The sequence below is a fragment of the Candidatus Endoriftia persephonae genome, from assembly GCF_023733635.1.
Taxonomy (GTDB): Bacteria; Pseudomonadota; Gammaproteobacteria; order Chromatiales; family Chromatiaceae; genus Endoriftia; species Endoriftia persephonae.
In genome coordinates this window covers 2,052,636-2,065,066 of record NZ_CP090569.1, presented here as the reverse complement: position 1 = coordinate 2,065,066, position 12,431 = coordinate 2,052,636, and the positions used below count along the sequence as shown (strand labels likewise).

13 protein-coding genes are annotated in these 12,431 nt (G+C 59.6%); 12 read left to right on the top strand and 1 reads right to left on the bottom strand.

Annotation, left to right across the window (positions count from 1 at the left end; all coding sequences use genetic code 11):
- Positions 1–34 precede the first annotated feature (34 nt).
- From L0Y14_RS09255 to L0Y14_RS09235, 5 genes are all read left to right on the top strand, one after another.
- Positions 35–952 carry a lysylphosphatidylglycerol synthase transmembrane domain-containing protein gene (locus L0Y14_RS09255; protein WP_006473717.1) on the top strand — a complete coding sequence of 306 codons (918 nt, stop codon included), beginning with the start codon at positions 35–37 and terminating at the stop codon, positions 950–952.
- Complete coding sequence (locus L0Y14_RS09250; RefSeq protein WP_006473718.1) at positions 942–1,496, top strand: phosphatase PAP2 family protein; 555 nt, start codon at positions 942–944, stop codon at positions 1,494–1,496. Before L0Y14_RS09255 ends, L0Y14_RS09250 begins: the two co-directional genes overlap by 11 nt.
- A 22-nt stretch (positions 1,497–1,518) precedes the next feature.
- Complete coding sequence (locus tag L0Y14_RS09245; protein WP_006473719.1) at positions 1,519–2,538, top strand: glycosyltransferase family 2 protein; 1,020 nt, start codon at positions 1,519–1,521, stop codon at positions 2,536–2,538.
- Positions 2,528–3,976 carry an ArnT family glycosyltransferase gene (locus L0Y14_RS09240; RefSeq protein WP_006473720.1) on the top strand — a complete coding sequence of 483 codons (1,449 nt, stop codon included), beginning with the start codon at positions 2,528–2,530 and terminating at the stop codon, positions 3,974–3,976. Before L0Y14_RS09245 ends, L0Y14_RS09240 begins: the two co-directional genes overlap by 11 nt.
- Positions 3,977–4,149: 173 nt before the next feature.
- Entirely contained in the window at positions 4,150–5,364 is a 1,215-nt protein-coding gene (locus tag L0Y14_RS09235; RefSeq protein WP_006473721.1) for a right-handed parallel beta-helix repeat-containing protein, read from the top strand.
- 55 nt (positions 5,365–5,419) lie between these two features.
- Here L0Y14_RS09235 and L0Y14_RS09230 read toward each other — a convergent pair whose 3' ends face one another.
- Positions 5,420–5,803 (bottom strand): hypothetical protein, encoded by a 384-nt coding sequence (locus tag L0Y14_RS09230; RefSeq protein ID WP_040818626.1) that lies wholly within the window; start codon positions 5,801–5,803, stop codon positions 5,420–5,422.
- Between the two features lie 132 nt (positions 5,804–5,935).
- On the opposite strand from L0Y14_RS09230, the gene L0Y14_RS09225 reads away from it, so the two are divergent.
- The 7 genes from L0Y14_RS09225 to L0Y14_RS09195 all read left to right on the top strand — a co-directional run bounded on the left by L0Y14_RS09225 (position 5,936) and on the right by L0Y14_RS09195 (position 12,270).
- Positions 5,936–6,079, top strand: coding sequence for a hypothetical protein (locus L0Y14_RS09225; RefSeq protein WP_006473724.1), 144 nt, complete (start codon positions 5,936–5,938; stop codon positions 6,077–6,079).
- A gap of 65 nt (positions 6,080–6,144) precedes the next feature.
- A complete protein-coding gene (locus L0Y14_RS09220; RefSeq protein ID WP_138921703.1) occupies positions 6,145–6,972 on the top strand; it encodes a hypothetical protein in 828 nt (275 codons plus the stop codon).
- A gap of 8 nt (positions 6,973–6,980) precedes the next feature.
- The gene (locus L0Y14_RS09215; protein WP_005958754.1) at positions 6,981–7,301 is read left to right on the top strand and encodes a winged helix-turn-helix domain-containing protein; all 321 of its coding nucleotides are present in this window, start codon (positions 6,981–6,983) and stop codon (positions 7,299–7,301) included.
- An 86-nt stretch (positions 7,302–7,387) separates the two neighbouring features.
- The gene (locus L0Y14_RS09210) at positions 7,388–8,236 is read left to right on the top strand and encodes an HDOD domain-containing protein (protein ID WP_138921704.1); all 849 of its coding nucleotides are present in this window, start codon (positions 7,388–7,390) and stop codon (positions 8,234–8,236) included.
- 278 nt (positions 8,237–8,514) lie between these two features.
- On the top strand, positions 8,515–10,281 hold the full coding sequence (locus tag L0Y14_RS09205; RefSeq protein ID WP_005958751.1) for a SulP family inorganic anion transporter: 1,767 nt from the start codon (positions 8,515–8,517) through the stop codon (positions 10,279–10,281).
- A 65-nt stretch (positions 10,282–10,346) separates the two neighbouring features.
- On the top strand, positions 10,347–11,033 hold the full coding sequence (locus tag L0Y14_RS09200; protein WP_005958750.1) for a response regulator transcription factor: 687 nt from the start codon (positions 10,347–10,349) through the stop codon (positions 11,031–11,033).
- Entirely contained in the window at positions 11,017–12,270 is a 1,254-nt protein-coding gene (locus tag L0Y14_RS09195; protein WP_040818629.1) for a sensor histidine kinase, read from the top strand. The genes L0Y14_RS09200 and L0Y14_RS09195 overlap by 17 nt, the downstream gene beginning before the upstream one ends.
- The last annotated feature ends 161 nt before the right edge of the window (positions 12,271–12,431 follow it).

Here is a 12,431-nt window from a genome sequence, read left to right as displayed (position 1 = left end):
AATGACAGGGCAGAGCACAAACGCAGCAACCCGCATGCAGCCGGAGTCTGGCCGCGGCCGCAGCATGCTGCTGTGGGGAGTGCTATTTGCGGTCTTGCTGGCGGCGGTGGAGTACTGGGTCGGTTGGGCACGAATTCTCGCTGCCTGGCGTGCGCTCAGCCCGATCCAAATCCTGCTGGCGGCCGGCTTGGTGGTGATCAGCTACCTGATGCGTACCCTGCGCATCCATCTCCACTTCCTGAGCGCAACCGGCGGGCGTTTCGCACTGAGCCTGCGCATGGTGCTGCTGCACAATCTGTTCAACAATCTGCTGCCGATGCGTGCTGGCGAGCTCTCCCTGCCGCTGCTGATGAAACGCTACTTCGGCGTGCGTCGGGCCGAGACGGTGGGTGCGCTGCTCTGGTTCCGTTTTCTCGATCTGCTCACTCTCAGCCTGATTGGTGTGGCGGCGCTGCTGTTGTGGCTCGACACTGCCTTCGCCCCGGCTTTGCTGATCGCACCGCTGATGGCGTTGCTTGCTCCCTGGCTGGTGCCCCGGTTGATCACCTGGTCGGCGCGGCGGCTGCCGGAGCGTTGGTCGGAGCGGCTACAGGCGCTGCGCAACGGCTTTCCGCAGGCGCGCCGACAGGCGCTGATCAACATCCTCTTCACCCTGCTCAACTGGAGCATCAAGCTGGGGGCCTTCGCCTGGATTCTCTTCAGTCTGGCTGAGACATCTGCAGGTGCCGCCTGGCTGGGGGCCATCGCCGGCGATCTGAGCAGCGTGCTGCCGATGCAGGGGGTTGCCGCTGCCGGTACCTTCGAGGCGGGGGTGATGGCGGTGCTGGTGCCCACCGGCACCGGGGCAGAGCAGGCCCTCAGCGCGGCGATCAACTTGCACCTGTTTCTGCTTGGGCTGTCGCTGCTCTCTGGGGCGCTGGCGCTGCTGTTGGGGAGGGAGCATGTCACCTGATCAGTCGCTGATTATCTGGATCAACCAGGGTTGGGCCAGCCCCTTTCTCGACTGGCTGCTGAGCTGGGTTTCAGATAAATACAGCTTCTCTTTTCCACTGTTGCTGTTGTTGTTGTGGACGGCGGTCAGCCGAGAGCTCTCAGCAGGCTTGCGCTGGTGGCTGGCGTTGATCCTCATGGTTGCCCTGGGGGATGCCCTGGGGGCGCAGCTGAAGGATCTGTTTGCCCAGGCGCGCCCCTGTTTCTCGTTTTTCGAGCCGCTGCGGTTGATCGAGGGGGGGCAGTGCGGAGCGAGCCTGAAGGGGATGCCATCGAACCACGCCCTTAACTCCTTTGCGGCGACGGCATTTCTCTTTGTCACCCGACCCGCCTGGAAGGGGTGGCGTCTGTTTCTGTTAGTGAGCGCAATTCTGGTGGCGTTGTCGCGTATCTATTTGGCGAAGCATTTTCCCAGCCAGGTGGTGATGGGCGCGGCGATTGGTACTCTCTGGGGCCTCGCCGCCGCCTGCCTCTACGACCGCATTCGCTGTCGTGGTTCCGATTGATTTTGACTGTGATGACATTGTGATGAATGAAAAAGAAAAGCAGGGCGATGCCAGTCGGGCACCACGCCTCTCCGTTGTGGTGCCGATGTATAACGAGATCGAAAATGTGGCGCCGTTTTTCAACGACGTGCACAAGGCACTGGAGCACTACTGCGGGGAGTGGGAGCTGGTGCTGGTGGACGACGGCAGTAGCGATGGCACCGGCGAGGCGTTGCGTCAGGAGGCGATTAGCTCCGGGGGCCATGTGCGAGTCATCAGCCTGCAACGTAACTTTGGCCAGACCGCGGCGATGCAGGCGGGTTTCGATGCCGCCAGGGGAGAGGTGATAGCCACTCTCGATGGCGATTTGCAGAACGATCCGGCGGATATCCCGCGGCTGGTGGAGCGGTTGGTGGCGGAGGATCTCGATCTGATCCAGGGCTGGCGGCAGAAGCGCAAGGATGATCTGATTCGTAAGATCCCGTCGCGCATCGCCAACCGGCTGATCGGTCGTATTACCGATGTGACCCTGCACGACTACGGCTGCAGCCTCAAGGTCTATCGTGCCTCGGTGATCAAGGGAGTGCGGCTGTTTGGCGACATGCACCGCTTCATTCCGGCTTGGATGTCGATGTACACCTCCTCGTCGCGCATCACCGAGGAGGTAGTCAACCACCGGGCGCGCATTCATGGCGAATCTAAGTATGGGTTGGGGCGCACTTTCCGGGTGATCATTGACCTGATCTCGGTCTACTTCTTTCTGCGCTTCCTCAGCCGACCTGGCCACTTCTTTGGCCGTATCAGCATGTTTTTCGGTGGTCTGGGCGGGTTGATCCTGGGCTATCTCGGCGTGCTCAAGATCGGTTTTGGGGAAGATATCGGCACCCGGCCGTTGCTGCTGATTGGCATCCTATTCATCCTGGTGGCGGTGCAACTGATGACCACCGGCGTGCTCAGTGAACTCAACTCCCGCACCTACTTCGCCACTGGCGATACCCGCTCCTATACGGTGCGCCGTGACAGCGGGGGCGGGCTGGCGGATAAGCCAAAAGATGACGATTGAGCGACACGATCGCTGGTGGCTGCTACTCCTGGTGGTGGCGCTGGTGCCGCTGCACGCGCTGCTGATCTGGGCTGCCAACATCGAACTGAACTTCGATGAGGCTCACTACTGGGAGTGGTCGCAACATCTCGATTGGAGCTACTACTCGAAGGGTCCGCTGATCGCCCTGGCGATCGCACTGCCAAGCGAACTGTTCGGGCAGGGCGACTGGCAGGTGCGGCAGATGGCCTGGCTCAGCCACGGCCTGTTGCTGGTGCTGTTGTTCCATTTTGCACGGGATCTCTGGCAGAGTCGTGCGGCGGGCTGGTGGGCGGTGCTGCTCGGACTCAGCTCGCCGCTCTTCTTCATGCTCGGCAGCGTGATGACTACCGACAGCCTGCTCTTCCCCTTCTGGACCTGGGCCCTATGGGCGGCGGTGCGCGCCTTGCAGCGGGGGCAGAGCCACGCCTGGTACGAAATGGGGATTGCGGTCGGCATCGGCGCCCTGGCCAAGTTCAGTATCGCGCTGCTGCCGACCCTCATCGCGTTGTTGATGCTGACGCGAGCCGAGTGGCGACAGCAGTTTCTCAAGCCCCACCCTTGGCTTGGTGCGCTGCTGGCGCTGGCCATCGTCTCGCCGGTGCTGATCTGGAACAGCCAGCACGACTGGGTGATGTTCCGCCACGAGCAGGGCCATATGGCGGGCGGGGGCATTGGCAACTTTTTTGAGGTGCTGCTGGGCCAGCCGCTGGCACTCTCACCCCTGCTGGGGCTGGTGATGATTGCCACTCTGGTGCGTCGGCCGCAACAGCCCGAGGCCTGGCTGGTGCGCAGCCTGACGTTGATGCTGATGGTGTTTTTCCTCTGGAAGTCATTCGGCGGCAAGGTGCAGCTCAACTGGCCTGCGCCGATCCACATCGGTGTGATCGTGCTGTTTGCGGGCTATGCGGGGGAGTGGTTTGAGCGCCACCGACGCTTTATGGTCGCGGGGCTGCTGGCCGGCATGCTAGTCTCGATCCTGGTCCCCTTTCCGCAGCTGTTTGGTCTGCCGCTGCACAAGAGCTATCTGAAGAAGACCCAGGCCTGGCGGGAGTCGATAGCGACCCTGGCAGCGCAGGCGGGGCCAGTCGATTTCCTGATCGCCTCCCACTACCACCTGGCCAGTGAACTGGCCTTCTACTGGCCGCAACGGCTGCCGGTCTATCCGCTGCCATCTGGCGGTGGGCGGTTTACCCAGTACCATCTCTGGCCTGGGTTGGAGCGGGAGCAGGGGCGAAGCGCCCTCTATGTCACAGATTATGCGGGCCTGGCGCCTGCACTGCTGCAGGCGTTTGCCGAGTGCAAGTCGGTTGGGAGTGTACCGGCCGTCACCGCTGGAGGTGGCGTGGTGCGCACCCTGCATGGTTGGCGCTGCCGTGACTATCGGCATATCGACTGGCCGCAGCCGAGCCGGTATTAATATTAATCCGGCAACATAAAACAGAGACTTTGGTTTCAAATGTAGATGGGTTGAGCGCGCGAAATCCATCACTGTGTTGCTGGCCAAGCCAGCTGCCAAGCCAGGCGTTTCGCGGTAGTATCGGATGGTCTCCGCGGTTGAGAGACAGCAGTAATACTGGATGCAGCTTATCCATGACACGCCCGACCCTCTCCACCTTCTGTTTGTTGGCCGGCCTGCTGATCGCTGGCCCCGGCCACTGCCTGCCGCCACTGCAGCTGTTCATCGATCTAACCGCCCCCGGCGGCACCCTGCGCCCGCCAGCTGGCACCTATCCTGGTCCGATCGTGATCAACAAGCCGATCACCCTGGATGGCCAGGGCCAGGTCACTATCGATGGTGACGGGCAGGGCACGGTGCTGAGTGTGCAGGCGGACAATACCACCATTCGTGGTCTGCACCTGATCAACTCAGGTGATTCCCACGATGCTATGGACGCCGGCCTGTTGCTGAAGGCGAACCATGTGCGGATCGAGCAGAACCGGATCGATGAGGTGCTGTTTGGCATCGTTGTGCAGCAGGGCAACCACAACACCATCCGCGAGAATCGCATCGCCTCGCTCCCCCGTGAGCCAAGCCTGCGTGGTGAGGGGCTGCGGCTCTGGTACAGCCGTGATAACCTGATCGAGAGCAATCAGTTCAGCCAGGTGCGCGATCTGGTGCTGACCAACTCGCCGGCCAACCGGATCATCGGCAACACCCTGCGCGACAGCCGAATCAGCATGGAGTTTATCTTCTCTCCGGACAACGAGGTGCGGGCCAACCAGATCATTGGTAACGATACCGGCATCGTCGCGATCTACTCGGATCGCCTGAAGATCGAAGAGAACCGCATCGAGCAGATCCGCAACACCGGCAGCTCGGCCCTCGCCATCAAGGAGAGTTCCCAGGTGGTGATCGCCCGCAACCAGATCCTGCACAACGCGGTCGGCCTCACCGCCAACTCCCCCACCGATCCAGAGAACATCCTCTACCTGCGCAACAACCACTTCACCTACAACACGGTGGCGATGTACTTCTATGGCGAGAAGGGGGGGCATCTGATCCACGACAACTACTTTGAAAACAACCTCACCTCGGTGGCGGTGAGCGCCCCGATCAGCGCTCGTTTTAACGACTGGCGGGGCAATCACTGGGAAGGTTATGAAGGCTTCGACCAGGATGATGACGGCTTTGGCGACACGCCCCACGATATCCGCCTCTATTCCGACCGGATCTGGATGGACCGCCCCACCACCGGCTTCTTCCGCGGTTCGCCGGTGATGGAGGTGATCGACTTCATCGAGCGTTTGGCACCGTTTTCCCAGCCGGAGTTGATTCTCAGCGATCCGGCACCGCGGACCCGGTAGGGGGCGCGTATGTTGGGATTCGCGACTGCTCATCCCAACCTACTTGGCTGGCTAGCTATCTGTCGTTTGCCTTCACTACCACCTTACCGCCCTCGCCATTCAGACCGGCAGAAAGGGTGAAATCGACCTGCTCATGGGTCGGTTGCCAGCTCTTGCCGTCGTAGCTGAGCCACTGTTTATAGAGATAGAGTTCTCGCTGCAGGCTGACTTGGGTGTTAGCGCCAGCCTTCTGTTGCAGCATTGAGCCGTCGATCACCAGCTCTACCGGAAAGGTTTGGCCGGCAGGGATGTGCAGCACATAGTCAGGGCTGTCGGGCGTGCCGCTGCCGATCTCTACAACGGGCAGTTTCGCCATCTCGGCGCTGCTGGGCGGTGCCATTGAAGCACAGCCGCTGATTCCCAGTGCCAATAGCATTGTGCTCAGTACCATCTGTTTCATCTGTCATCTCCTGATTTGAGTGGTGTCGATCGGTCTGATCAACGCTGGCAGAGTCCATTCGAAGTTGTGCTCTGTGTTTCAGAGTAATACACTCTGAAACACAGAGCAAGAATCAGATTGGAGGTATCAGTGATGGAGAAACAGAGCCATCCCGAGCAGTTGGATGCGATCTACAGCATGATCTCGAGGGGCCAGCAGAGTGTGCGTATGGACCCCCATACGCTGTTGATCTGGGGGGCGCCGGTGGCTTTCTTGCCATCTTTACCGATCTGCTGATCACCGATGCGCGTTTCCCGGAGCAGTGGTCCCAGGCGCTGGCGGTATTTCTGCTGGTGGGAGGTGTGCTGACCACGGCGGGGCTGTTCGACTATCGTTTCACCCGCAGGCTGCGCTGGCGGCAGGATCGGACCTTATCCTTCGTGCAGCGCCAGCTCACCAAGGTGTGGTGGATTCTGATGGGGCTGGGGGTGCTGATGTCCGTGGCCACCCTGTTCTACGGCGGTGGCTACATGATCTTCGCCGCCTGGATCTTCCTGGTTGGCCTGGCGCTGGTGATCCACGGGCTCTTCTCTGAACAGCCGCTGGAGTGGTATGGGGCCTCGATGATGTTGGCGAGTGTGTTGCTGCTGGCGCTGCGGGTCGACTATCAGCTCACCCAGTGGCTCGCAGCGGCGCTGTTCGGGGTCGGGCTGCCACTACTGGGGCTAATCCTGCGCTATCAGCCGCAGATGCGGCGTCTGATGGCTCTATCGGCCCTGGTGGGGTGGGGGCTGCTGGTGTGTCTGATGGCGGAAGCGGGTTATCAGATGACCCGGGGCTCCTTCGATCCCCAGGCTGAGCCTATCCGGCTGGCCGATTTTGCGGTTGATCAGGTCAGAGGCGAGCAGATTGTTAGCCTGCCGGTTGGCTCTCCGGTGCCGCTCTATCTGATCTGGGAGGGCAACCTGTTGCAGAGCAGTGAGTTGGAGCCGATTCCGCTGCGCTTGAGCCAGCCGCTGGAGATCCTGATGAGAGACGGGGTGCCCGAGGGGCACTACCGGATTGGCGGTGGTGAGTGGAGGGAGATATCGTATAATTTCCGCGTCCCCAGACTGACTATCCAGGCACTCATCGACAAGGAGACAGGGCCGAGAATCGACACCTCTTTGCGGGTCGAGATCGGCGAGTAGCGCTCTGCATGAGCATCCACGAACAGTCTCAACCCGCCCAGCTCGACCGGCTGCTGCATCAGCCGGTGCGCACCCGCATCGCCGCCTATCTGGCCGGGCGTGATGAGGCCAGCTTTACCGAGATTAAGAAGGCGCTTGGCCTTACCGACGGCAATCTGGAGGCGCACATGAAGAAGCTGGTGGCGGCGGAGTACATCCAACCCCACAAGCTGGACGATTCTCCCCGCAGCCAGACCATCTATGCCCTGACTGAAACTGGCCGGGCGGCGTTTCGCCGCTATGTGGAGGCGCTGGAGCAGTTGATCGCTCTGAGTGGTCTGCCAGGGTAGAGGCTCCCTAACATGCGGTTTCAGATAAATTATCCCGATCAATAGCCGCTAACGTGACTAGATCAACTTAGAGGGAGCTACATTTGGTGTCGTACGAGTTTTTGCTGTCCAAAAATCAACTTCGCCAAGCTTATAAAACGATTAAAGGGATGAGCGTCCCGAACATGCCGGACGTTGTGGTTAAGGTCAACCAGGAAATTGGACGGCAAAATACCAGTCCCCATAAGGTGGCGGAACTGATCACGAGCGATATTGCGCTAGCAGGAAACGTTCTAAAATTAGCCAACTCCCCTCTTTATCGCCGCAGGGCGGAGATACAATCAGTTGAGCATGCCACTATGATGCTTGGACTGACGAATCTGAAGAACTTGGTTATCGCTTCGGCCTTCAAACGCGCTTTGGCGAACAACAATGCTGACTATCGACAGATAGAGGAAGACTCACAGATCATTGCACACTGTGCTTCAGGAATTGCGGCTATGGTCGACGATGTCGCACCGGAGGACGCCTACCTTAGTGGTTTGTTTCATGACGCAGGCATGATGCTGCTGGCGCAGAAATTCGGGAATTATCTGGGGTTTATGGAGAAATGGGAGGATGATCCCATCGGAGTGATCGCCGCAGAGGAAGAACAATTCGGAACCAATCACTGTGTTGTGGGATTTATGTTGGCTAAGCACTGGGAACTGCCCGAGTCGGTCTGTTATGCAATTAGCCAACATCACTTGAGATGCTGTGATCACATAGAAGATCCGCACCTGCGTGGGCACATTGCTGTCTTAAAGCTTGCTAACTATCTCCTGGCAAGCACCGTTACTATCAATACTGTTGATGATATGCCGGACAATTGGGTGGTATACCGAGAGACGGCGATCAAGGAACTCGCGCTCGATCACGAATCCGTAAATGAAATACGTTCACTCTGTTCCCTATAGTAGGCTTGGCCTGTGACCTTGAGTTCTGCTAGCAGATGACGTGCCAGCAATGCCGGGAGGCGTTGTAAAATAACCTTTACCCCTTGTGGCAGGCTGATGTCGCGCTCCAGTAAGATCCCGCGGTAGAGTTTGACAAAGGCTGGCGTCACATCTGGACGCTCTCCGTGTCAGAGACTCCTTAACGAATTATTCACATATGTAACGGTAGACTACTGTCCGAATGCTCCGCATCTTTAGGTGTGGTGTATCACGAATAGTGAAGTTGTTGAGAAGGTTATATGACACAAGATTTTGCACACGGCCTTGCCCTGAGGCTGTTTCCGTTCCTGCGCTGGTGGCCGCAGGTTGATTCCACGACGTTGCGCAGCGATCTGCTGGCTGCGCTGACTGGGGCTGTGGTGGTGCTGCCCCAGGGGGTGGCTTTTGCATCCATTGCTGGGATGCCGCTGGAGTATGGCCTCTATGCAGGGATGGTGCCGGCGATTATCGCCGCCCTGTTCGGTTCCTCGCGCCACCTGGTGTCGGGGCCGACCACGGCGGCATCTATCGTTCTCTTCTCTGCCTTGAGTGTCTATGCGGAGCCGGGCAGCGCCGATTATGTCACCCTGGCCCTGACCATGACCCTTATGGTGGGGGTGCTCGAGTTGGTGCTTGGACTGGTTCGTATGGGGGCGCTGGTCAATTTCATCTCCCATTCGGTGATAGTCGGCTTCACTGCCGGCGCGGCGATTCTGATTGCGGCCAAGCAGCTGAAGAATTTCTTTGGGGTGGAGATGCCGAGAGGCGGCCATCTGCATGAGATCCTCTATCACTTCTGGCAGCAGATCCCCTCAATCAATCCCTATGTGCTATCGGTGGCGGTGATCACCCTGCTCTCAGGGCTGGCGGTGAAGCGCTGGTTTCCCCGCTTCCCCTACATGATTGCGGCGATGCTGGCCGGCGGCCTGACGGCAGCATGGTTGAATCAGCTGTTCGGCGCCGATGTTACCGCGATCAAGACGGTGGGCGCCCTGCCGCAGAGCCTGCCGCCTCTCTCTAGCCCCGATCTCTCGTTTCAGACGATCCGTGATCTGGCCCCCTCTGCGCTGGCGGTGACTCTCTTCGCCCTCACTGAAGCGGTCTCCATCGGCCGTTCCATCGCCGCCCGCAGCGGCGACCGTATTGATGGCAACCAGGAGTTTATCGGCCAGGGGTTGTCTAATATCGTGGGCAGCTTCTTCTCGGGCTATGTGGCCACCGGCTCTTTCAACCGTAGTGGCCTCAACTATCAATCGGGCGCGAAGACACCCCTGGCTGCGGTATTTGCTGGCCTGCTGCTGGTAGTGATCGTACTGCTGGTGGCCCCTTATGCGGACTGGCTGCCCAATGCGGCTATGGCCGGCATCTTGTTCATGGTTGCCTGGGGTCTAATCGACTTCAAGGAGATCCGGCATATCCTGAAGGGCAGCCGCCGGGAGACGGCGGTGATGGTGGTTACCTTCTTAGGCGCCCTGTTCCTAGAGCTGGAGCTGGCAATCTTCGCTGGCATCCTGCTGTCGCTGGTGCTCTATCTGGAGCGGGTCTCCCGCCCCCGTATCGTCAGCCGGGCCCCCAATCCCATGCTCTACAAGAATGCCTTCTCTAGTGATCCGGGGCTACCCCAATGCCCTCAGCTGAAGATCCTGCGCATCGACGGCTCGCTCTTTTTCGGTTCGATCAACCATGTGCAGGATGAGTTTGAACGCATTCGTGAACAGTCACCGGCCCAGACTCATCTGGCGATCGTGGCCAACGGCATCAACTTCGTTGATATCAGCGGCGCCCAGGCGCTGGCCGATGAGGCGCGAAAACGGAAGGGGATGGGCGGAGAGTTTTATATGATTCACGTCAAGCAGGGGTTGTGGGATGCTCTGGAGCGCTTTGGTGCTCTCGATGTGATCAATCCGAACCATATCTTCCAGTCCAAGACGGACAGCATTCGCGCCATCTACCAGAAACTGAATCGGGAGATCTGCAGGGGCTGCGACAAGCGGATCTTCCGGGAGTGTAATGATGTCTCAAAGTAGACAAAATGGTGCTGTGCTGGTTGGCGGGATGAACAAGGGGGGGGCTAACTGGCCCGAGGAGGGAAATGTATATTCTGGTGATCGAAGACAATCCGGACCTGGTGGCCAATCTCTACGATTTTCTTGAGCCACGGGGTTATGTGGTAGACGCGGCAGGCAGCGCCAGGGGTGGTTTGCATTTTGTTCAGGAGAAGGTCTACGACGCCATCATACTGGACCTGACGCTGCCGGACATGGATGGCCTGGAGGTCTGTAAGCGTTTGCGCGATTCCGGATGTGACACCCCGGTGTTGATGTTGACCGCCCGCGATACCCTGGATGACAAGCTGGAGGGGTTCGGCAGCGGGGCAGACGATTACCTGGTGAAGCCCTTCGCCATGCAGGAGCTGGATGCCCGCCTGAAGGCCTTGGTGCGGCGGGTGAGCGGTGATCAGTCCCGCGAGTTGCTGCGGCTGGCCGATTTGGCGTTCGATCCTGCCACTCTGCAGCTGGAGCGGGACGGCCGCTCGATCTCCCTGCCGCCGATTCCGCTGAAGATCCTGGCCCTGCTGCTGCGGCAGTCGCCCCGGGTGGTCCCACGGCGTGAGATCGAGCGGCGCATCTGGGGGGATACGCGCCCCGACAGCGATGCCTTGCGCGCCCATATGTCAGTGCTGCGTGCGGCGATCGATAGGCCTTTCGACAAACATTTGTTACGTACGGTACACAGTATCGGCTACCAACTGATCGCACCCGATGAGATTCAGGGCTAGCCTGCGCTATCGTGTCGCCCTGGCCTTTACCCTGCTGGGTATGCTGGTGAGTGTGGGGCTGGCCGGTTCCCTCTATCTACTCGCCATCGATATGGAGGCGCGGCTGATCGCTGAAACGCTCTCTGCGGAACTCGAAGATTACATGGTGCGCTTCGAGGCCGACCCCAGGGCGCTGCCTCCCGCGAGTACGATGATTCATACCTATGTGTTCCTGCCCGGCACGATGGGCGTGCCGGAGGCGTTGCGAGAGCTGCCAGCCGGCCTGCATCAGGTGCATATGGAGGGCAAGGAGTACTACGCAGAGGTGCGGCTCAACGACGAGCGCCATTTCATCGTCTTGTACGATGCCGAACAGATCCGGCATCGGGAGAACCAGTTCGAGCTGTTCCTCGGTATCGGTATGCTGGTCATGACGCTGGCGTCGGCGCTGCTCGGTTTCTGGCTGGCGAGGCGGGTCATCTCTCCTGTGAGGGAGTTGGCGACGCGCGTCTCCACGCTCTGTCCTGAGGCGCATGGCGCGCCACTGGCCGGGGATTTTCCGCATGACGAGGTGGGCACCCTGGCCAGTGAGTTCGACGCCTATCTGCAGCGGTTGGCCGCCTTCATAGAGCGTGAACAGTCGTTTACGGCCGATGTCAGCCATGAACTGCGCACGCCGCTGGCGGTCATTGAAGGCGCGGTCGACGTGCTGCTTGAAGATCCCGGTATGGATGCAGCCCGGCGTTCCCGGGTCGAACGCATCGCCCGCTCTGCTCACGATATGTCTGAACTGGTCACGGTGCTGCTACTGTTGGCCAGGGAAGAACGGGGCGATAGGGTGGCGGAGTATGACTGTGCGGTAGGCGAGATGCTGCAGCAGGTGGTGGAGGAGCATCGGCACCTGTTGCATCGTAAATCGCTGGAGATAAAACTGGATATCCAGGCGCAGATGAGTCTGTCAGTCGCCTGTCCCATGTTGCGTGTGGTACTCGCCAATCTTATCCGCAATGCCATCGCCTATACCGATCGGGGGCAGGTGCATGTCTCTCTGGATGGAGCGGGTATATCGGTGAAGGACACCGGCATTGGCATCTCTGAGCAACAGATGCAGCGGATATTCGACCGCTACTATACCGGTCCGACCGGCGGTGAATGTATCGGGCTCTCCCTGGTGAAACGCATCTGTCGGCGCTACGGCTGGAGTATCGATATAGAGAGCCACGAGGGGCTGGGCACCATCTTCCGGCTCTCGTTCTGAGCCGCATCGAGAGGGTGGAGGGTAGTTTGCCGGGATCGCCGATCGGTCCGGGAATCCGGTGATGCTCTCCGCTTGCCTGCCAGCCTTATCTACCCGCCTATCACGAATCCTTAGCATCCCCTTAGCCTTTTCTTAACGTTCATATAGCTAGCATAAAGTCG